This is a genomic window from Roseovarius sp. ZX-A-9, assembly GCF_028369135.1.
In the GTDB taxonomy this organism is placed as follows: domain Bacteria; phylum Pseudomonadota; class Alphaproteobacteria; order Rhodobacterales; family Rhodobacteraceae; genus Roseovarius.
This window is the reverse complement of the sequence record NZ_JAPWHW010000004.1, coordinates 116,895-137,775: the sequence shown is the minus strand read 5'-3', so window position 1 is coordinate 137,775 and position 20,881 is coordinate 116,895. Positions and strand designations below refer to the sequence as shown.

The following is a 20,881-nucleotide window of genomic DNA, read 5'->3' as shown; positions in this document are numbered from 1 at the left end:
GCGACAGACTTGAACAGGCCCGAACGGACCCCTACCTAAGACAGCCAGAAGGAGCCGGTGGGCGCTGCCGCATTGCGGGGCCAGTCCGGCTTGCCAAAAATAAGGAAAGAGCATGCAAGAGCCCCTCAATTTCTCTTATCCGGTGCTGCCGCTGCGCGACATCGTCGTATTTCCGCACATGATCGTGCCGCTTTTCGTAGGGCGCGACAAATCCGTGCGCGCGCTGGAAGAGGTGATGGCCGATGACAAGCAGATTCTGCTGTCCAGCCAGATCGATCCAAGCGTCGACGATCCTGACGCTGCGGGCATCTACAAGGCCGGCGTGCTGGCCAATGTGCTGCAACTGCTGAAGCTGCCCGATGGCACTGTAAAGGTGCTGGTCGAAGGCGTCGCACGTGTGCGCATCTCTGAATATCTCGACAACGAAGAGTTCTTCGAGGCACGCGCCGAATACCTGACGGAAATGCCCGGCGACCCCGCCACCATCGAGGCGCTGCTGCGCACCGTCGGTAACGAGTTCGAGCGTTACGCCAAGGTGAAAAAGAACATCCCCGAAGAGGCGCTGGCCGCCGTGTCGGATTCCGAAGAGCCCGCGCGGCTGGCCGATCTGGTCGCGGGGCATCTGGGCATCGACGTCGAACAGAAGCAGGAATTGCTGGAAACGCTGTCGGTCTCGGAGCGCCTGGAAAAGGTCTATGGCCTGATGCAGGGCGAAATGAGCGTTCTGCAAGTCGAGAAGAAGATCAAGACGCGCGTGAAATCCCAGATGGAGCGCACCCAGCGCGAATACTATCTGAATGAGCAGATGAAGGCCATTCAGAAGGAGTTGGGCGATGGCGAGGAAGGCGAAGGCGAGATCGCCGAGCTGGAAGCGCGCATCAAGGAAACCAAGCTGAGCAAGGAAGCGCGCGAAAAGGCCGAAGGCGAGCTGAAAAAGCTCAAGAACATGAGCCCGATGAGCGCCGAGGCCACGGTGGTGCGCAATTACCTCGACTGGATGCTGTCGATCCCGTGGGGCGTCAAATCCCGCGTGAAGAAAGACCTGAGCCGCGCCGAGAAGATTCTGGACGACGATCACTACGGGCTGGAGAAGGTCAAGGAACGGATCGTCGAATACCTGGCCGTGCAACAGCGCAGCAAGAAGCTGAAAGGCCCGATCATGTGCCTTGTCGGCCCTCCGGGCGTGGGCAAGACCAGCCTGGGCAAATCCGTGGCGCGGGCCACCGGGCGCGAGTTCATTCGCATCAGCCTTGGTGGTGTGCGTGACGAATCCGAGATCCGCGGCCACCGTCGGACCTATATCGGGTCCATGCCGGGCAAGATCATCCAGGCGTTGAAAAAGGCCAAGACCACGAACCCGCTCATCCTGCTCGACGAGATCGACAAGATGGGTCAGGATTTCCGTGGCGACCCGGCCTCTGCCATGCTCGAAGTGCTTGATCCGGAACAGAACTCCACCTTTGTGGATCACTATCTTGAGGTCGAGTATGATCTCAGCAACGTGATGTTCCTGACCACCTCGAACAGCTACAACATGCCTGGGCCGCTGATGGACCGGATGGAGATCATTCCGCTGGCGGGCTACACCGAGGACGAAAAACGCGAGATCGCCAAGCAGCACCTGTTGCAGAAGCAGATCAAGAACCACGGCCTGAAGGCCAAGGAGTTCTCGCTGTCCGACGAGGCGCTGACCGACATGATCCGCTATTACACACGTGAAGCGGGCGTGCGGAACCTTGAGCGTGAGATTGCCAAGGTGGCGCGTAAGGCGGTGACCAGGATCATCAAGAAAGAGGCGACCACGATCAACGTGACGCCGGAAAATCTGAGTGATTTCCTTGGAGTCAAGAAGTACAAGTTCGGCTTGGCTGAGGAAAAGGATCAGGTCGGTGTTGTTACCGGGCTGGCCTATACCTCGGTCGGTGGCGAGTTGTTGAACATCGAGGCCCTGCGCCTGCCGGGCAAGGGCCGGATGAAGACCACCGGCAAGCTGGGTGATGTCATGAAGGAATCGATTGATGCGGCGTCTTCCTACGTCCGGTCGGTCGCGCCCAGCCTTGGCATCAAACCGCCGAAGTTCGACAAGTGGGACATCCACGTGCACGTTCCCGAGGGCGCCACGCCCAAGGACGGGCCGTCGGCAGGGCTGGCGATGGTTACTTCCATCGTATCGGTGCTGACCGGCATTCCGGTGCGCAAGGATATCGCGATGACCGGCGAAGTGACCCTTCGCGGTAACGCGTTGCCCATCGGCGGGCTGAAGGAAAAGCTGCTGGCGGCACTGCGGGGCGGGATCAAGACCGTCATCATCCCGCAGGAGAACGAAAAGGACCTGGTGGAGATCCCTGACAACGTCAAGGAAGGGCTCAAGATCGTGCCTGTCACGCATGTCAGCGAAGTGCTGCGCATGGCGCTGACCGAACAGCCCCAACCGATCGAGTGGGACGAAGCCGCCGAAGAGGCTGCCGCCGCCGAGGCCGCGCTCAAGAACGAGAACAAGGGCAGCGGCGCGACAGCGCATTAAGTTCTGTACGCAAATATATGAAAAGGGGCGCTTTTGGCGCCCCTTTTTTATGTTCGATACTGTGTTTTCCGGGCGCTGCACAGGCCGGCGCAGATCAAGGGGTGCTGCGCAAATCCGCGAGCAAGTCACGATAGGCCTTTTCGGCGCGAGCGATACGCTGTGGGGGCAATGCGGTGTTTTCGACCCGGATCAGCGCCTCGAAGCCCAGCATGAAGGGCAGGAAGACGTCGCGCTCTGCGGGCTCAAGCCGGAAAGCCGTGCAGAAGGCCTCGAACCCGGCGCGGTTGACGCCGTAGAGCAAGGGGCCGCCCATATTCACCCGCCGGCGTCCCAGATGCATCAGGAAGCGCGCCATGTCCTTGTAGATGGGCATTTTGCGCGACCCGCCGATGTCGATCCCTGTCAGCCTGTTTTCCTTTGCGATCAGATTGTTGGGATGGAAATCACCGTGACTGATCGCGGTGCGCCATTGGCTGCCCTCGATCTGTTCCGCGAGCCGCTCCATTTCGGTCACGATGCCGGATTCGTACCGCGCGAGGTTGTCCCATGGCTGTGTTTCCGAGGCGGCTCGGGCCCGGCGCAACCAGCCCTTGGCCGAGGCGACATGCCAACCTTTGGTCATCGATGTGCTTTGTCGCAGCCAGTTCGCGGCAGCGGGCAGATAGGGGGGGCGTGCCGCAGGCGTGAGGCTTTGCAAGTGTTTCAGCAATGGCACCCCCGGCACCATGGCGGTGACGACGATTCCATGGGCCGGGCAGGCGAAAAGCGGACGCGCGATGCGCATGCATCCCTCTTTCATGTAGGGCCAGAGGCGCTGCATTTCGGCCCATTCGCGGGCGGGGCTGCCATCCTCGGGCGTCAGGCACAGGCGGACGACGGCATCATGGCCTTCGAAACCGGCGTGAAAGATCGCCCTTTTGCCGGGCACATGGCGGATCAGTTCGCGGGGCTCGATCGCGGCCACACGCGGATCGGTGGCGCAGGCGGCCTCAAGCTGGCCTGCGATGATCATCGCACTGTCGAAATCGGCGATTGGCGGCGTGCTGTCGGATGGGACCATGCCCCAACTGAGCCGAACGCTGGAGGGGCGTCAACCGAATTGAACCCGGCTGCGAGCACCGTTATGGTGTTCGGGCAATTCAGCCGCCAAGGAGGCACCAACAATGGCCGATAAACCGGTTTCGGAAATGACGTTCGAAGAAGCTATGACCGAACTGGAGCAGGTGGTCGGCCAGCTGGAGCGTGGTGATGTTGCGCTGGATGCGTCGATCACCTTGTACGAGCGTGGCGCGGCGCTGAAAAAACGCTGTGAAGACAAGCTGAAGGAAGCCGAAGAGAAGGTGGCGGCGATCACGCTCGATGGCAATGGCCAGCCCAGCGGAACGACTCCGGTAGAGGCGCAGTAGCGCCCGTGCAGGACAGGTTGGAAGCGACGCAGCGCGCGGTGGCGGCGCATTTGTCGCAAGCACTCGCACCGTTCGGAGATGGCCCCGTCACGCAGGCGATGGGCTATGCCGTGGCGGGGGGCAAGCGGATCCGCGCGATGCTGGTGATCGAAGGTGCGCGATTGCATGGTGTGAGTGCCGACCGGGCGTTGTGGCCTGCGGCCGCGATCGAGGCGATGCATGCCTATAGCCTGGTGCATGACGATCTGCCCGCGATGGACGATGATGCGCTGCGCCGGGGGCAGCCCACGGTGCATCTGCGCTGGGACGAGGCGACGGCGATCCTGACCGGGGATGCGCTGCAGGCGCTGGCCTTCGAACTCGTCACGCATCCGGAGGTGGGCAGCGGCGAGGTTCGTGCCGATCTGGCCCGCGATCTGGCGCGCGCGGCCGGGGCGCAGGGCATGGTGCTGGGGCAGGCGTTGGATATTGCCGCCGAATCCGCACCCGTGCCGCTCGATCTGGACCAGATCACGGCGCTTCAGGCGGGCAAGACGGGGGCGCTGATCGAATGGGCCGCGACATGCGGTGCCCGGATGGCCGGTGCAGATCCCACACCGCTGGGCCGCTATGCCCGCGCGCTTGGTCTGGCGTTCCAGATACAGGACGACGTGATCGATGTGACCGGAAATGCCGCGGCAGCAGGCAAGGCGGTGGGCAAGGACGCCGCGGCAGGCAAGGCCACCTTTGTTTCCCTGCTGGGGCTGGATGGGGCGAGATGCCGCGCGGCCACGCTGGTTGACGAAGCCACGGATGCCCTATCTATGTATGGCAAGGACGCGGAAACCTTGCAGCAATTGGCGCGTTTCGTTATCTCGCGCCAGACCTGAGCCGATCCGCCCTGAACCACTACGCACCCGGAGGCCGCCACCCCATGCCGAACCGCCCTGAAACTCCGCTGCTCGACCGCGTTGACAGCCCATCGGACCTCAAGCGGTTCAGTGATGCGGAACTGACGCAGCTGGCGCATGAGTTGCGCAGCGAGACGGTCAGCGCGGTCAGCGAGACCGGCGGCCATCTGGGCGCGGGCTTGGGCGTGGTGGAATTGACCGTGGCGCTGCACGCGGTGTTTGACGCGCCGCGCGACAAGATCATCTGGGATGTGAGCCACCAGTGCTATCCGCACAAGATCCTGACCGGAAGGCGCGATCGCATCCGCACCATCCGGCAGAAGGACGGGCTGAGCGGCTTCACCAAGCGCTCGGAATCTCCCTATGACCCGTTCGGCGCCGCCCATAGCTCGACCTCGATCAGCGCTGCGCTCGGTTTTGCCGTGGCGCGGGATCTGGGCGGGGCGAGCGAAACCGGCCATGGCGACGCGATTGCAGTGATCGGCGACGGCGCGATGAGTGCCGGCATGGCCTTTGAGGCGATGAACAATGCCGGGCACCTGAAAAAGCGCCTGATCGTCATTCTGAACGATAACGAGATGTCGATCGCGCCACCGGTTGGCGCGTTTTCCTCGTACCTTTCGCGGCTCTACGCCGAAGCCCCCTTTCAGGACCTCAAGGCGGCGGCCAAGGGGGCGGTGTCGCTGTTGCCGGGGCCGTTTCAGGAAGGCGCACGGCGGGCCAAGGACATGCTCAAGAGCATTGCCGTGGGCGGAACGCTCTTTGAGGAACTTGGGTTTTCCTATGTCGGGCCGATTGACGGGCACGACATGGATCAGCTTCTGCCGGTGTTGCGCACGGTGCGCCAGCGCGCGACCGGCCCGACCCTGATCCATGTGCTGACCAAGAAGGGCAAGGGCTATGGCCCTGCCGAAGAGGCGCGCGATGGCGGCCATGCCACCGCCAAGTTTGATGTGGTCTCGGGCAAGCAGAAAAAGGCGCCCAGCAACGCGCCAAGCTATACCTCGGTCTTTGGCCGCGCACTGGTCGATCACGCTACACGCGACGAACGGATTTGCGCCGTGACCGCCGCGATGCCGGATGGCACGGGGCTGAACCTCTTTAACGAACGCTATCCCAGCCGGTGTTTCGACGTGGGCATTGCCGAACAGCATGCCGTGACCTTTGCGGCGGGCATGGCGGCGGGCGGGCTGCGGCCGTTCTGTGCGCTTTATTCGACATTCCTGCAACGCGGTTACGATCAGGTGGTGCATGACGTGGCCATCCAGCGCCTGCCGGTGCGGTTCGCCGTTGATCGTGCCGGGCTGGTTGGGGCCGACGGGGCGACCCATGCGGGCAGCTATGACATCGCGTTTCTGGCCAATCTGCCGGGCTTCGTGGTCATGGCCGCTGCCGACGAGGCGGAACTGGTGCATATGGTTGCCACGGCCGTCGCGCATGACGAAGGTCCCATCGCGTTCCGCTATCCGCGTGGCGAGGGCGAGGGCGTCGAGATGCCGCAAACCGGCGTGCCGCTGGAGATCGGCAAGGGCCGCGTGATCCAGGAGGGCGCGCGGGTGGCGTTGCTCAGCTTCGGCACCCGTCTGGGCGAAGTGCGCCGCGCCGCCGAGGCGCTGGCCGCCAGGGGGATCACGCCGACCATTGTTGATGCCCGATTTGCCAAGCCGCTGGACCGCGATCTGATCTTGCGGCTGACCCGCGACCACGAGGCGATGATCACCGTCGAGGAAGGCGCGATTGGCGGGTTCGGCAGCCATGTGGCACAGCTCCTGGCCGACGAAGGGGTGTTTGATCACGGCTTCAAATTCCGCGCGATGGTGCTGCCCGACATCTTTATAGATCAGGCCAGCCCGGCCGATATGTACAAGGTCGCGGGGCTGAGTGCCGCACAGATCGAAGCCAAGGTGCTGGAAGTTCTCGGTGTGGCGCAAATTGCGGGCAAACGTGCCTGATTATCGCGATTTGTAAAGTTACCCACAGGTTTATCCACAAGTATTTGTGGGTAAAGTCACGAATGTGATTCTGGACTTTCGCGCCAGCGGCCACATATTTAGTCGTGATCCTATCAGGAGGGCGGCATATGCACTGCCTGAGAACGCTGTTATTCGTCCCGGCATTCCTGCTCTGCCTGACCGCGCCACTGGCCGCGCTGGACAGCAGCGCAGGCCGCCTCACGGTCGAGACGGTCGTAAGCGGGTTGAAATCGCCGTGGGCCTTCGGGTTCCTGCCCGATGGCGCGGTGTTGATCACTGAAAAATCCGGTCGGCTTTGGCATGTGGGTCCGGATGGAGAACGGCGCGCCGTTGACGGTGTCGGGCCGGTGGATGTGAACGGGCAGGGCGGTCTGCTCGATATTCTGGTGCCGCGTGATTTCGCGCAGAGCCGACAGCTATTTTTCACGCAGGCATTGGCGCAGCCGGCAGGCGGATCGGGCACCGCCGTTGCCACGGCCCGGCTGAGCGCCGACGCGCGACAACTGACCGACTGGCGCGTGATTTTCGAGATGACCGAGGGCAGCCGCGGTGGCCAGCATTTCGGGTCGCGTCTGGTTGAGGCGCGCGACGGCACGCTTTTTGTCACGATGGGCGAGCGCGGCGACCGGCCTTCGGCGCAGGATCTGGGGCGGGAGAACGGCTCGGTCCTGCGGATCGCGCGCGACGGCAGCGTGCCGCGTGACAATCCCTTTGTGGGCAAACCGGGCGCACGGCCCGCGATCTGGTCTTACGGGCACCGCAATCCGCAAGGTGCGGCACTGGATCGTCGGGGCCAGCTCTGGGTCAGCGAACATGGGGCCAAGGGCGGTGACGAGGTGAACCTCATCCGCAAGGGCGCCAATTTCGGCTGGCCGGTCATTTCCTACGGACGGCATTACTCGGGCCTGAAAATCGGCGAGGGCACTACGAAACCGGGCATAGAGCAGCCGGCATTCTATTGGGACCCGTCGATCGCGCCGTCTGGATTGATGATCTATTCCGGGCGGCTATGGCCGGAGTGGGCAGGGCATTTCTTTGTCGGATCGCTGAAATTCGGTCATGTGGCGCGCCTATCGGGTGAGCCATTGGCGCTGCGCGAACGGATCAAAGGCCCCGAAACCGCCCGCACCCGCGATATTCGCGAAGCCCCGGATGGCACGATCTGGGTGCTGTCCGCAGGGCAGGGCGCGCTTTACCGGCTATCGCCGTAGGCCATGCATCAACAGCTCTGCGCCTGCTGAATCGGGTTGCGTGATGTTTGCGAAGATCAGACCGACAGACGCGAGGCGTGCGCGCCGCGTTCGCGGTAGGGCGTCGTGTCGTAATGCGCGCGGTAGCATTTGGAAAAATGCGAAGGTGACGAGAACCCACAGGCCAAGGCCACATTGATCACGGTCATGTCGGTCTGCATCAGCAGGTTGCGGGCCTTTTGCAGCCGCAATTCCATGTAATAGCGTTTTGGCGACCGGCTGAGGTAGCGGCGAAACAGCCGCTCGAGCTGGCGCGTGGACATGCCTGCCTCGCGGGCCAGAATCGAGGGGCTGATCGGTTCCTCGATATTGGCTTCCATCATCTGGATGACCTGGCTCAGCTTTGGGTGGCGCACGCCGATGCGGGTGGGGACCGACAGGCGCTGTGTGTCCTGATCGGTACGGATCGAGCTGTAGATCAGTTGATCGGCGACCGCGCTGGCCAGTTTTTCGCCGTGCTCGTCCGCGATCAGCTTTAGCATCAGGTCGATGGAAGAGGTGCCGCCCGCCGTGGTCATGCGGTTGCCATCTACGGTAAAGACGGATTTCGTCAGGTCGACCTCTTCGAACTCTTCGGCAAAGCTGTCGTGGTTTTCCCAGTGGATCGTGGCGCGCTTGCCGTCCAGCAGCCCCGCCTTGGCCAGGACGTAGGACGCGGTGCACAGCCCGCCGATCTTGAGGCCGCGCCGGGCCTCTCGCCGCAGCCAGTTGAGCAGGCGTTTGCTGGTCGCCTGCTGGATGTCGGCACCGCCGCAGACGATCACGGTGTCGTCGCGCAAAAGCTCGTCGAGGTTGATATCGACCTGAAAGCGCGCACCCGCGGAACAGGCAACCGTATCGTCGGAATCGCCTGCGACGATCCAAGTGTAGAGCTTGCGCTCGGCCATCCGGTTGGCGATCCGCAGGCATTCGACGGCAGAGGCAAAACTGAGCAGCGTGAAATTATCAACCAGCACGAAAACGAAACGGCGCGGAGGCTCTTGCCCGCCGACCTGTCCTTTTGCCACTTCGTCGAGCATCGGATATCACTCCCAAGTCCGAGTTTGCACCGCATCGGTGATCCACGATTGTGCCGTGGAACACAAGGCTTCGGCGGCGAATTTGACTTAATTCGCACGGTCCCCATATGGCCTATCAGATGTGGCTTTGCTAAAGAAGCATTTCATAAACACGATCAGCGGAGATCACGACCATGACAGAATGGCAAAAAACCACCTGGCGCACCAAGCCGCGGGTTCAGATGCCGGTCTATACCGACACTGGCGCTCTGGCCGATGTCGAGGCCAAGCTGTCGAAGTTTCCGCCGCTGGTTTTTGCCGGCGAGGCGCGCCGCCTGAAGGCAGAGCTGGGCGCCGCGTCGCGGGGCGAGGCGTTTCTGCTGCAAGGTGGGGATTGTGCCGAAGCCTTTGATCAGTTCAGCGCCGATGCGATCCGCGACACGTTCAAGGTGATGCTGCAGATGGCCATGGTCCTGACCTTCGGGGCCAAGGTGCCGGTGGTCAAGGTGGGCCGCATGGCCGGCCAGTTTGCCAAGCCGCGCAGCGCGCCGACCGAAACGGTGAACGGAGTGGAACTGCCCAGCTACCGTGGCGACATCATCAACGAGTTGTCCTTCAGCGAGGCATCGCGCACGCCTGATCCCACGAAGATGCTGCAGGCCTACACTCAGGCAGCGGCGACCCTCAACCTGCTGCGCGCCTTTTCCAAGGGCGGCTATGCGGACATGCACAAGGTACACAGCTGGACGCTTGGATTTACCGAGGGCGAAAAGGCCGCGCGCTACCGAGACATGGCGAACCGGATCAGCGATGCGCTGGATTTCATGAAGGCGGCAGGTCTGAACAGCGACAATACCGAAGCGCTGCAAACTGTGGATTTCTACACCAGCCACGAATCGCTGTTGCTGGAATATGAAGAGGCGCTGACGCGGCTTGACAGCACGTCGGGCAATTGGCTGGCAGGATCGGGCCACATGATCTGGATCGGCGACCGCACGCGGCAGCCGGATGGCGCGCATGTGGAATTCGCACGCGGCGTGCTGAACCCGATTGGCCTGAAATGCGGCCCGTCGATGACGGCCGAGGATCTCAAGCTGCTGATGGCGCGTCTCAACCCGAAAAACGAGGCGGGGCGCCTGTCGCTGATTGCACGCTTTGGCGCGGGTAACGTGAACGAGCATTTGCCACGTCTCATTCGCACGGTGAAGGAAGAGGGCGCCAAGGTGGTCTGGGTCTGTGATCCGATGCATGGCAACACGATCAAGTCGGAGTCCGGCTACAAAACCCGGCCCTTTGAATCCGTCTTGCGCGAGGTGCGTGAATTCTTTGCCGTTCACAAGGCCGAGGGCACGATCCCCGGCGGCGTGCATTTCGAGATGACAGGCCAGGACGTGACCGAATGCACCGGCGGTGTCCGCGCGGTCAGCGATCAGGATCTGAGCGCACGCTATCACACCGCCTGCGATCCGCGCCTCAATGCGTCGCAGTCGCTGGAACTGGCGTTCCTCGTGGCCGAAGAGCTTTCGAGCCTGCGCGCCGAGCGGCCAGCCGAAGCGATCTGATCGGATGGCATGTGCCGGGCGAAAGCTCGGCTTGCGGCAATTTCGGAAACCAGTTCTCAATGGAAAGGCCGGGTTTTAGCCCGGCCTTTCTGGTTTCGGAGCGGGACCTGCCCGAGAGTCATTCATCGGGTTGCGAATGAACGAGGCGCAGATATGGGCGTTCGGAACGGGATTTCGGCGTGAAGGGGGCTTTCGTTTCTGCAAAGCCTCTGGCGGCCTTTGGCACCGCGCCTGCCGTCGGCGCCGGCCCGGTCACGTCGAGCGGGACGATCTGGCTGCCGGTGATCTCGAACCGGCGCGGCGGGCGCAGGGCCGTGCCGTTGGTGACGAGGCAACCCAGGGCGCGCGAGATATCGCCGAGGTCGCTGGTCAGCGGCAGCAACAGCATCGTCCCGGTGAGCGCAGCTTCGCCGTGGCCCCCTTCGGACCGGAGCGACAGATTCATGGTTGCGGGCGAGTCAAACACCTGAACCAGATGTCGAGCCAGCGCGTCGCGATGACCGGCGTTGAAAAACGCGCTAATCGGCATGCCGCGCACCTCCATTCCCAGCAGATCCGACAGATGCACGCCGGCCACGCGCAGACGCGCCAGACCCGGCGCGATCCGCTCGACGATAAAGGCATTGGACAAGAGCGGCTCGATCCCGCGCGGGTCAATATCCGCGCGGCGCGGCACCCTTCCATTGACACGAAGCTGCTGCCAGTAGCCGACGAAAGCCTTCAGCGCCTTCGCGTCCTTGGCGCCCGCGATGTTCCCTGCAAGGCGGCGAAGACCTATCGTATCAGGGTTTTCGTTCCGGGGCTCGTCGGACATTTCATCAACCTCGCTCATCTGCCCGGACCAGAGCGGGTACCGGGCGCTTCGCAAAGTATCTCATAAATCGACATGATTTTATCTAAAATTCCATGCAAATAGTTAACCTGTCGATCCTGTGGGTCCTTGAGGGGCGGATGCTTGCCTATGAAGGAGCAACCGCTTAGGACACGGGGCACGACATGACTTCGCAGCTTCTGGAGGGCAGTTCTTGCTGATATCAATGACAGGTTTTGCCTCGGAGCGCGGAGCGCATGCGGGTTACGCTTGGGTCTGGGAGTTGCGCAGCGTGAACGGCAAGGGGCTGGATCTGCGCCTGCGCGTTCCCGATTGGATCGAAGGGCTGGAGGCGGGGCTGCGCGCGCGGCTGACCAAGGCACTGGCGCGCGGCAATGTCTCGCTGGGCCTGCGGGTGCAGGCCGAAGAACAGGGTGGACGGCTGCGGGTGAACACGGCGCAACTGGATGACGTGCTGGCGGCGATGGCCGAGGTCGAGGCGCGAGCGATGGCGCAGGGCCTGTCGCTGGCGCCTGCGCGCCCGGGCGATGTGTTGTCCGTGCGCGGCGTGCTGGAGACGGCCAGCGCCGAGCAGGATACTGCGGAACTGTCCAAGGCGCTGATGGCGGATTTCGATGCTGTGCTGGCGGCGTTTCAGGCCATGCGCGCCGCCGAAGGCAAGGCGCTGCACGGCGTTCTGGAGGCCCAGCTGGACGAGGTGTCACGCCTGACGGACGAGGCGGCACTGGCCGCCGAAGCGCGTCGCGACGACATGGCCGCCGCGCTGCGCGCGTCGCTGGCGCGGGTGCTGGACAATGCCGACGGGGTGGACGAGGCGCGGCTGACGCAGGAACTGGCGATGATCGCCGTCAAGTCGGACGTGACCGAGGAGATTGACCGCCTGCGCACCCATGTGACCGCCGCGCGTGATCTGCTGGCGCAGGACGGCGCGGTGGGCCGCAAGCTTGATTTCCTGATGCAGGAATTCAACCGCGAAGCCAACACGCTGTGTTCCAAGGCGCAATCAAGCGGGCTTACCAGCATCGGCCTTGCGCTCAAGGCGGTGATCGACCAGATGCGTGAGCAAGTGCAGAATGTGGAATAGGGACGACATATGACCCAGCGGCGTGGCCTACTGATCATCCTCTCGTCGCCCTCGGGCGCGGGAAAATCCACCCTTTCGCGGCGGCTGCTGGAATGGGACGAGAGCCTGAGTTTCTCGGTCTCGGCCACCACCCGCGCACCGCGCGAGGGCGAAGTGGACGGGAAACATTACCATTTCCTGAGCGAAGAGGCATTCCGTCACGACGTGGCGAATGGCCAGATGCTGGAGCACGCGCATGTGTTCGGCAATTTCTACGGCTCTCCCAAGGCGCCGGTGGAGGCGGCAATAGATGCCGGGCGCGACGTGCTGTTCGACATCGACTGGCAGGGCGCGCAGCAGATTCAGAACTCTGATCTGGGCAAGCATACGCTGTCGATTTTCATCCTGCCCCCCTCCATCCCCGAATTGCACCGCAGGCTGGAGGCGCGCGGTCAGGACAGCGCCGAGGTGATCACCAAGCGTATGCAGAAAAGCTGGGATGAAATCAGCCACTGGGCCGAGTATGATTATGTTCTGATCAATGACGATCTGGACGCGACTGACGCGCAATTGAAACAGATCATCTCGGCGGCGCGGCTGCGCCGTATCCAGCAGCCCGGCCTGACGCATCATGTGCGCAAGCTGCAACGTGAATTCGAGGACCGCAAATGACCCTTTATACTCTGGACGGAGTTGAACCCAGCACACCCGATGACGGCGATTTCTGGGTGGCGCCCGACGCCAATGTGATCGGATATGTCAGGCTGGAGAGCGGCACATCGGTTTGGTTCGGCGCGACGCTGCGGGGCGATAACGAGTTGATCACCGTGGGCGAGGGCACGAATGTGCAGGAAAGCACGGTAATGCACACCGATATCGGCTATCCGCTGACCATCGGCACGGGCTGCACCATCGGGCACAAGGCGATGCTGCATGGTTGCACCATTGGCAACAATTCCCTGATCGGCATGGGCGCGACCGTGCTGAACGGTGCGACCATCGGCGACAATTGCCTGATCGGGGCTGGCGCGCTGATTACCGAAGGCAAGACCATTCCGGATGGCAGCCTGGTGATGGGCAGCCCCGGCAAGGTGGTCCGCCAGCTGGACGACAAGGCGATTGCCGGGCTGAAGGCGAGCGCGCTGCATTATCAGGAAAACATGCGCCGGTTCCGCGCCGGTCTGATCCCCGTCGCCGTACCTTTGCGCGGCTAGGGGCGCGGATGCAGCCCGAGGGGCTCAGCGCGCTTTTGCAGGCGATCCCGATGCCTGCACTGCTGATCGGCACATCGCAATGGGTCGTGGGCGCCAACAGTCGCGCGCGCGCTCTGCTGGGCGAGGCGATAACGGGACGGCACTACATCACTGTCCTGCGCCAGCCCAATGTTCTGGATGCCATTGAGGGTGCGCTAAACGATGAGGGCCAGCGCACCACGCGCTACCTTGGCAGCGACGGCGCGCAGGACACCACCTTCATCGTCACGGCAAGCCACGTGCAGCATGCGGGCGAAGCCGCCGCGCTGGTCTGTTTCGAGGATATCACCCATCTGGAGCAGACCGACCAGATGCGCCGCGATTTCGTCGCCAATGTCAGCCACGAGCTGCGCACGCCTCTGACAGCGCTGCTGGGCTTCATCGAGACCCTGCAAGGCCCGGCAAAGGGCGATGCGGTTGCGCATGAACGCTTCCTTGCCACGATGCATCACGAGGCCAGCCGGATGGAACGGCTGGTGCGCGATCTACTGTCGCTCAGCCGGGTCGAGGGGCAAGAACGCGTCCGTCCTGCGGACATGGTCGATCTGGGGGCGCTGTTGACTTCGGTCTGTGATGCCCTGCGCCCGCTGACCGACAGCGCAGGGGTCGAGGTGGTACGCGATCTGGCCAATGAGGCCGTCTGCGTTCCGGGTGATCCCGACCAACTGCGGCAGGTCTTTACCAATCTGCTGGAAAATGCGCTGAAATATGGTGGCGCGGGCGGGCGCATCGACGTGACCCTGCAGCTTTCGGACCATGAACCGGCGTTGCGTGGCGCAGCGGCGGTGGTGGCGGTGGCGGATCAGGGGCCGGGGATTGATCCGTTGCATATCCCGCGCCTGACCGAGCGATTCTACCGGGTGGACAGCCATCGCAGCCGCGAAATGGGCGGCACCGGCCTGGGACTGGCGATCGTGAAACATATCGTCAATCGCCATCGCGGCCGGTTGCAGATAGACAGCGACCTGGGAAAAGGCAGCACATTCAAGCTGTTGCTGCCTCTTGGGCAAGGCTGAGGCGGCGCGCGGCGCGTATGTGTCAGCCCATCGCGTCGCTGGATTGTCGTGACGGAAGGCGTCTTTGTCATGAAAGCGTTACAAAACCGTAACAAAAGCGCAGCACAACGCCCTTAGGCAGCACCCGTGAGGTCGCCGCACAGGTGGCGGCCAAGACCGAAAACAGGAGCTGCGAAATGTCCCTTTTGAAACTGTCCGCATCGGCACTGGCCATCGCGGCCGTCACCGCGGGTGCCGCCGAGGCCCGCGACAATATCCAGGTTGCCGGTTCGTCGACGGTGCTGCCTTACGCGTCGATCGTCGCCGAAGCATTTGGCGAAAACTTTGACTTTCCTACGCCGGTAATTGAATCGGGTGGATCCTCTGCGGGCCTCAAGCGGTTCTGCGAAGGCCTGGGCGAGAATACCATCGACATCGCGAATGCCAGCCGGGCGATCCGCGAGCGCGAGCTCAAGGTTTGCGCCGAAAACGGTGTGACCGACATCATCGAAGTACGCTTTGGCTATGACGGCATCGTGTTCGCTTCGGACATCAACGGCAACGCCTTCGAATTCACGCCGACGCACTGGTACAAGGCCATGTCTGACAAGCTCGTCGTGGACGGCGCCACGGTGGACAACCCCTATACCATGTGGAACGAGATCGACCCGGCTTTGCCCGCGCAGGAAATCCAGGCCTATGTGCCCGGCACCAAGCACGGCACGCGCGAAGTATTCGAGGACAAGGTGATCCTCGCTGGCTGTAAAGAGACGGGCGACTTCGACACATTCAAGGCGGCGTTGGACGGCGACAAGAAGGCCGCAAAGCATGCCTGCATCGCGCTGCGTACCGATGGCCGTGCTGTTGATATCGACGGTGACTACACCGAAACGCTGGCCCGTGTTGACGCCAACAAGGCCGGTATCGGTGTCTTTGGTCTGGCTTTCTACGAGAACAACACTGACCGGTTGCAAGTTGCGACCATGGGGGGTGTTGCACCCACGACCGAGACGATCTCGACCGGGGACTATCCGGTGTCGCGCCCGCTCTACTTCTACATCAAGAAGGCACATCTCGATGTGGTTCCGGGCCTCGCCGAGTTCGCCGCGTTCTTTGTCGCGGACGAAATCGCAGGTCCTGACGGCCCGCTGGCACAATATGGTCTGGTCGCCGACCCCGATCTGGAGGCAACCCAAGCTGTTGTGGCCAACCAAAGCACCATGAACGGGATGTGATCCCCAAGTGGTTCTCGAGAATGGCGGGAGCGCCCGCCATTCTCGTCCTTTTCCCAAGCTTTGCGTAATTGATCCCACGGAGCACCCATGCCGGTTTCCTGGCTTATATCAATCCTTCTGACACTCGCCGTGATCGGCTACTTTGCCGGGCAGGCGCGGGCGATGCGCAGTGCCGGCGGGGACCCGCGAAACCTGCATTCGCGGCCCGGCTATTATGGCGCGCATGTCGCGCTTGCGGGGCTCTTGCCCGCGCTTGGCCTGTTAGTGGTCTGGCTGATACTCCAGCCACTGGTGCTGGACCATGCGCGCGCCGCCACCGGCAACCTGATCGGGACGATAGCAATACTCGGCCTGATGCTGCTCGGATGCGGCTTGGCATATCATCGCACGCGGCGAGATTTTCGCGCCCGAAATGTGATCGAGGCCGGGGTCATGGCGCTGCTGATCGGTGCCGCCAGTATCGCGATCCTGATCACCATCGGGATTGTGCTGTCGCTGGTGTTCAACACGGTCGAGTTTTTCCATCTCTATCCGGCCGGAGATTTCTTTTTTGGTACTACATGGTCGCCCAGCTTTGGCGGCGGGTCCCAACTGGCGGTGCTCCCGCTCTTGTGGGGGACGTTCTACATTTCGATCATCGCACTTGGCGTGGCTGTGCCGATCGGGCTGTTCGCCGCGATCTACCTGTCTGAATATGCCGGGGTCCGGGTCCGCAGCGTTGCCAAGCCGATGCTTGAAGTGCTGGCCGGTATTCCGACAATCGTTTACGGCCTCTTTGCTCTGCTGACGGTGGGGCCCTTGCTGGCCCGTGTCTTTGGCGATGGCGGCCTGGGCTGGATGCAGGCGGGGATGTCTGTGATGACGGCCGGCCTTGTGATGGGGGTGATGCTGATCCCCTTCGTCAGTTCGCTGAGCGATGACATCCTCAATGCGGTGCCCCAGGCACTGCGCGACGGGTCATACGGGCTGGGAGCGACGCGCTCGGAAACCATCCGTCAGGTCGTTCTGCCAGCGGCCCTGCCGGGCATTGCGGGGGCGATCCTGCTGGCCGCGAGCCGCGCCATCGGCGAGACGATGATCGTCGTGCTGGGGGCAGGGGCCGCGGCCCGGCTGAGCCTGAACCCGTTTGACGCGATGACCACCGTAACCGCCAAGATCGTCAGCCAGCTGACCGGGGATGCCGATTTCGCCTCGCCCGAGGCGCTGGTAGCCTTCGCACTTGGCATGACGCTGTTTGTCATCACGCTGGCATTGAACATTGTCGCGCTCGTCATCGTGCGCAAATACCGGGAGCAGTACGAATGACCGACACGCATGATGGCAGCGTTGCCCGCCCTTCGCTGATCCAGCCGGACACGCGCACCCGACGCCGCAATGCCGCCGAAGCACGATTCCGCGCCTGCGGCCTGGCGGCGGTCGTCATCGGGTTGATCTGCCTTGCAGGGTTGCTCGGCGCGATCGTGATGAACGGGGCCGGGGCCTTTCAGCAGACATTCATTCACCTGTCGGTACATCTGGACCCGGCCAAGCTGGACAAGAAGGGCAACCGCGATATCGAGGATATCAAGAAGGTTTCGACCTTTGGCTATGCGCCACTGGTGCAGGCCGCATTGTTGCAAGCGGTTCAGGATCACGGCATCGATACGCCACTGACCCGCGCCAAGGATGTGAAACACCTGATTTCGGCCTCTGCCCCGGCGCAAGTTCGTGACTACGTGGTCGCCAACCCCGACCAGATCGGAACAACTGTAACGTTTCGCGTGCTCGCCTCTAGCCGGGTGGACGGCTATATCAAGGGCCGGGTGACGCGCGAGGATGTGGCGCGCGACAAGAACATCTCGGTGGAGCAATTGGACCTTGCCGATGCGCTGGTCGATGCCGGTGTGATCGCCAAGACCTTCAATACCGGCTTCATCCTCGGCGCGGATGCCAGTGAAAGCCGCCCCGAACAGGCGGGTATCGGGGTGGCGATGCTGGGGTCGTTCTTCATGATGCTGGTGGTGCTGGGGCTCAGCCTGCCCATCAGTGTCGCCGCTTCGATCTATCTTGAGGAATTTGCCCCCAGGAACCGGCTGACGGATCTCATCGAGGTCAATATCTCGAACCTCGCGGCGGTGCCTTCCATCGTGTACGGTATTCTCGGGCTGGCGGTGTTCATCCAGTTCGCGCATCTGCCACAATCGGCGCCGCTGGTGGGCGGTCTGGTGCTGACGTTGATGACGCTGCCGACGATCATCATCGCCACGCGCGCCTCGCTCAAATCTGTGCCGCCGTCGATCCGGGACGCGGCCCTCGGAGTGGGCGCGTCGAGGATGCAATCGGTCCTTCATCATGTGCTGCCGCTGGCGATGCCGGGTATCCTGACGGGCACGATCATCGGTCTGGCGCAGGCCCTGGGCGAAACCGCGCCGTTGTTGCTGATCGGGATGATGGGCTATGTCGCGACCAATTATCCGGGCGGGCTGGCCTCCGGTTTTTTCGATCCGAATTCGGCCATGCCCGCACAGATCTATGAATGGGCCAAACGCGCTGACCCGGCCTATTACGAACGCGCCTGGGGCGGCATCATCATCCTGATGGTGTTCCTTCTGGCCATGAACATCATTGCCATCATTCTGCGCCGCCGCTTTGAACAGCGCTGGTAAAAGAGAGGACGCCCCAATGTACGATGCGCAAATTCCCCAAAGTACCGTGGACCAGACGGATATCAAGTTTTCCGCCCGCGGCGTGCAGGTCCATTACGGTGATACCCACGCGATCAAGAACGTGGATGTGGATATCGCCGACAAGACCGTGACTGCCTTTATCGGCCCGTCGGGTTGCGGCAAATCCACCTTTCTGCGCTGCCTGAACCGGATGAACGATACCATTGATGTGTGCCGGGTCGCGGGTGATATCCGCCTTGACGGGGTCGATATCTACGACAAGCGCATCGACCCGGTGCAGTTGCGCGCAAGGGTCGGCATGGTGTTTCAGAAACCCAACCCGTTCCCCAAGTCGATCTACGACAATGTTGCCTACGGGCCGCGCATTCACGGGCTGGCCCGCAACAAGGCCGAGCTGGACGAGATCGTGGAAAACGCGCTGCGCCGTGGGGCGATCTGGAACGAGGTCAAGGACCGGCTGGACGCGCCGGGCACGGGCCTCTCGGGTGGGCAGCAGCAGCGGCTGTGTATCGCGCGCGCCGTGGCGACAGAACCCGAAGTGTTGCTGATGGACGAGCCATGTTCCGCGCTCGACCCGATTGCGACGGCGCAGATCGAAGAGCTGATCGACGAGTTGCGCCGCAGCTATTCGTTGGTCATTGTGACCCATTCGATGCAGCAAGCCGCCCGGGTCAGCCAGAAGACAGCTTTTTTTCACCTTGGCCATCTCGTCGAATTCGGCGAGACCGGACAGATATTCACCAACCCCGTTGATGAACGGACCGAGTCCTACATCACCGGGCGGATCGGCTAGGGAGCCAAACCCATGCAGGAAACGCATATCGCCTCGGCCTTTGACCGCGATCTGGAGATGATCCAGGCGCAGATCATGAAGATGGGCGGGCTGGTCGAAGAAGCGATCATCGACGCCGCCACCTCGCTGGAGACGCGCGACGCGGATCTGGCCGAAACCGTTCGCCGCCGCGACAAGGTAATCGACAATCTGGAATTGCAGATCAACGAAGAGGCCGCGCGCGTCATCGCATTGCGCGCGCCCACCGCCAGGGACTTGCGTCTGATCCTGTCGGTAATCAAGATCAGCGCCAATCTGGAGCGGATCGGCGACTATGCCAAGAACATGGCAAAACGAACCGGCGTGCTGGCCGGGCTGGCCCCGGTCGATGAATCAATCTCGGCGCTGCGCCGGATGGCCCGCGAGGTCGAGCGGATGTTGAAAGACGCGCTCGACAGTTACATCCAGCATGACGTGGACCTGGCTGCCGAGATCATTCTGCGCGATCGCGATGTGGACCAGATGTACAACGCACTGTTTCGCGAGCTCCTGACCTTCATGTTGGAGGATCCACGCAGTATCACCTCGTGCATGCATCTGCATTTCATTGCCAAGAATACCGAGCGGATGGGCGATCATGTCACCTCCATCGCCGAGCAGGTCATTTACCTCGTGACCGGCGAGATGCCCGACGAGGCCCGCCCCAAGGGTGACCGGACATCGACCGATGCGGGGTTGATCCCATGAGCGGGGCGCGCGAAGTGAACCGCGACCGCCCCTGCGTTCTGCTGGTCGAAGACGAGGCCGCGCAACGCCAGATGCTGTCTTACAATCTGGAGGCGGACGGCTATCAGGTGGTGATGGCGGAAGACGGTGAAGAGGCGCTGCTGGTGGCGGCGGAAACGTCGCCCGATGTTATCGTGCTGGACTGGATGATGCCAAAGGTATCGGGCATCGAAGTCTGTCGCCAGCTCAAGACCCGGGCCGAAACCCGCGGCGTGCCGATCATCATGCTTTCAGCGCGCTCTGAAGAAGTGGACCGGGTGCGCGGCCTGGAAACCGGGGCGGACGATTACGTTGTGAAACCTTATTCGGTGGTCGAACTGATGGCGCGGGTGCGCGCGCAGTTGCGGCGTACCCGTGCCGCCGCCGTGGGCCAGCGGCTGGAATTCGGGGATATCGTCTTGGATTCCGAAACCCACCGCGTCATCCGTGCGGAACAGCCGCTCAAGTTGGGGCCGACCGAATTTCGGCTGATGGCCACGTTCATGGAAAAGCCGGGCCGGGTGTGGAGCCGCGAACAGCTGCTGGACCGGGTCTGGGGGCGTGATATCTACGTCGACTCACGCACTGTCGATGTCCATATAGGTCGCCTGCGCAAGGCGCTGTGCCGGCATGGCGGCGATGATCCGCTGCGCACCGTGCGCGGGGTAGGGTATGCCTTGGGGTGATGGCGACTGAG

General features: G+C 62.6%; 19 protein-coding genes. 16 read left to right on the top strand and 3 right to left on the bottom strand.

The annotated features are described in order from the left end of the window. The first annotated feature begins 112 nt into the window (after positions 1 to 112). Positions 113 to 2,524 (top strand): endopeptidase La, encoded by a 2,412-nt coding sequence (gene lon, locus O3306_RS05670; protein WP_272004423.1) that lies wholly within the window; start codon positions 113 to 115, stop codon positions 2,522 to 2,524. Positions 2,525 to 2,618: 94 nt separating this feature from the next. Here the strand turns inward: lon and O3306_RS05665 are convergent, their stop codons facing one another. Beyond that, positions 2,619 to 3,584 (bottom strand): phosphotransferase, encoded by a 966-nt coding sequence (locus tag O3306_RS05665; RefSeq protein ID WP_272004421.1) that lies wholly within the window; start codon positions 3,582 to 3,584, stop codon positions 2,619 to 2,621. A gap of 103 nt (positions 3,585 to 3,687) precedes the next feature. Here O3306_RS05665 and O3306_RS05660 point away from each other — a divergent pair, with 103 nt between their 5' ends. From O3306_RS05660 to O3306_RS05645, 4 genes are all read left to right on the top strand, one after another. Then, positions 3,688 to 3,930 carry an exodeoxyribonuclease VII small subunit gene (locus O3306_RS05660; RefSeq protein WP_272004419.1) on the top strand — a complete coding sequence of 81 codons (243 nt, stop codon included), beginning with the start codon at positions 3,688 to 3,690 and terminating at the stop codon, positions 3,928 to 3,930. A gap of 5 nt (positions 3,931 to 3,935) precedes the next feature. Beyond that, positions 3,936 to 4,799: a polyprenyl synthetase family protein gene (locus O3306_RS05655; RefSeq protein ID WP_442969977.1), complete on the top strand. Its 864-nt coding sequence runs from the start codon at positions 3,936 to 3,938 to the stop codon at positions 4,797 to 4,799. 44 nt (positions 4,800 to 4,843) lie between these two features. Then, complete coding sequence (dxs, locus tag O3306_RS05650; protein ID WP_272004417.1) at positions 4,844 to 6,772, top strand: 1-deoxy-D-xylulose-5-phosphate synthase; 1,929 nt, start codon at positions 4,844 to 4,846, stop codon at positions 6,770 to 6,772. A 128-nt stretch (positions 6,773 to 6,900) separates the two neighbouring features. Continuing rightward, positions 6,901 to 8,004, top strand: coding sequence for a PQQ-dependent sugar dehydrogenase (locus O3306_RS05645; protein WP_272004415.1), 1,104 nt, complete (start codon positions 6,901 to 6,903; stop codon positions 8,002 to 8,004). 56 nt (positions 8,005 to 8,060) lie between these two features. Here O3306_RS05645 and O3306_RS05640 read toward each other — a convergent pair whose 3' ends face one another. Then, positions 8,061 to 9,062, bottom strand: a complete 1,002-nt coding sequence (locus O3306_RS05640; protein ID WP_272004413.1) for a GlxA family transcriptional regulator — start codon at positions 9,060 to 9,062, stop codon at positions 8,061 to 8,063. Positions 9,063 to 9,235: 173 nt separating this feature from the next. On the opposite strand from O3306_RS05640, the gene O3306_RS05635 reads away from it, so the two are divergent. Next, positions 9,236 to 10,603 carry a class II 3-deoxy-7-phosphoheptulonate synthase gene (locus O3306_RS05635; protein ID WP_272004412.1) on the top strand — a complete coding sequence of 456 codons (1,368 nt, stop codon included), beginning with the start codon at positions 9,236 to 9,238 and terminating at the stop codon, positions 10,601 to 10,603. A gap of 118 nt (positions 10,604 to 10,721) precedes the next feature. Here O3306_RS05635 and O3306_RS05630 read toward each other — a convergent pair whose 3' ends face one another. Further along, on the bottom strand, positions 10,722 to 11,435 hold the full coding sequence (locus O3306_RS05630; RefSeq protein ID WP_272004410.1) for a PAS domain-containing protein: 714 nt from the start codon (positions 11,433 to 11,435) through the stop codon (positions 10,722 to 10,724). A gap of 205 nt (positions 11,436 to 11,640) precedes the next feature. Between O3306_RS05630 and O3306_RS05625 the strand changes: the two genes are divergently transcribed. From O3306_RS05625 to phoB, 10 genes are all read left to right on the top strand, one after another. Further along, positions 11,641 to 12,519 (top strand): YicC/YloC family endoribonuclease, encoded by an 879-nt coding sequence (locus O3306_RS05625; protein ID WP_272004408.1) that lies wholly within the window; start codon positions 11,641 to 11,643, stop codon positions 12,517 to 12,519. Between the two features lie 9 nt (positions 12,520 to 12,528). Next, the gene (gene gmk, locus O3306_RS05620; RefSeq protein WP_272004406.1) at positions 12,529 to 13,170 is read left to right on the top strand and encodes a guanylate kinase; all 642 of its coding nucleotides are present in this window, start codon (positions 12,529 to 12,531) and stop codon (positions 13,168 to 13,170) included. After that, positions 13,167 to 13,712 carry a gamma carbonic anhydrase family protein gene (locus O3306_RS05615; protein ID WP_272004404.1) on the top strand — a complete coding sequence of 182 codons (546 nt, stop codon included), beginning with the start codon at positions 13,167 to 13,169 and terminating at the stop codon, positions 13,710 to 13,712. Before gmk ends, O3306_RS05615 begins: the two co-directional genes overlap by 4 nt. An 8-nt stretch (positions 13,713 to 13,720) precedes the next feature. Continuing rightward, positions 13,721 to 14,767: a sensor histidine kinase gene (locus O3306_RS05610; protein WP_272004402.1), complete on the top strand. Its 1,047-nt coding sequence runs from the start codon at positions 13,721 to 13,723 to the stop codon at positions 14,765 to 14,767. Between the two features lie 176 nt (positions 14,768 to 14,943). Continuing rightward, positions 14,944 to 15,981, top strand: coding sequence for a substrate-binding domain-containing protein (locus O3306_RS05605; protein WP_272004400.1), 1,038 nt, complete (start codon positions 14,944 to 14,946; stop codon positions 15,979 to 15,981). Between the two features lie 87 nt (positions 15,982 to 16,068). Next, positions 16,069 to 17,286: a phosphate ABC transporter permease subunit PstC gene (gene pstC / locus O3306_RS05600; protein ID WP_272004398.1), complete on the top strand. Its 1,218-nt coding sequence runs from the start codon at positions 16,069 to 16,071 to the stop codon at positions 17,284 to 17,286. Next, positions 17,283 to 18,626 carry a phosphate ABC transporter permease PstA gene (gene pstA, locus O3306_RS05595; protein ID WP_272004396.1) on the top strand — a complete coding sequence of 448 codons (1,344 nt, stop codon included), beginning with the start codon at positions 17,283 to 17,285 and terminating at the stop codon, positions 18,624 to 18,626. The genes pstC and pstA overlap by 4 nt, the downstream gene beginning before the upstream one ends. A 16-nt stretch (positions 18,627 to 18,642) precedes the next feature. Then, positions 18,643 to 19,440, top strand: a complete 798-nt coding sequence (pstB, locus tag O3306_RS05590; protein WP_272004394.1) for a phosphate ABC transporter ATP-binding protein PstB — start codon at positions 18,643 to 18,645, stop codon at positions 19,438 to 19,440. Positions 19,441 to 19,452: 12 nt separating this feature from the next. Beyond that, positions 19,453 to 20,166 (top strand): phosphate signaling complex protein PhoU, encoded by a 714-nt coding sequence (phoU, locus tag O3306_RS05585; protein WP_272004392.1) that lies wholly within the window; start codon positions 19,453 to 19,455, stop codon positions 20,164 to 20,166. Further along, positions 20,163 to 20,870 carry a phosphate regulon transcriptional regulator PhoB gene (phoB, locus tag O3306_RS05580; protein WP_442969976.1) on the top strand — a complete coding sequence of 236 codons (708 nt, stop codon included), beginning with the start codon at positions 20,163 to 20,165 and terminating at the stop codon, positions 20,868 to 20,870. Before phoU ends, phoB begins: the two co-directional genes overlap by 4 nt. The last annotated feature ends 11 nt before the right edge of the window (positions 20,871 to 20,881 follow it).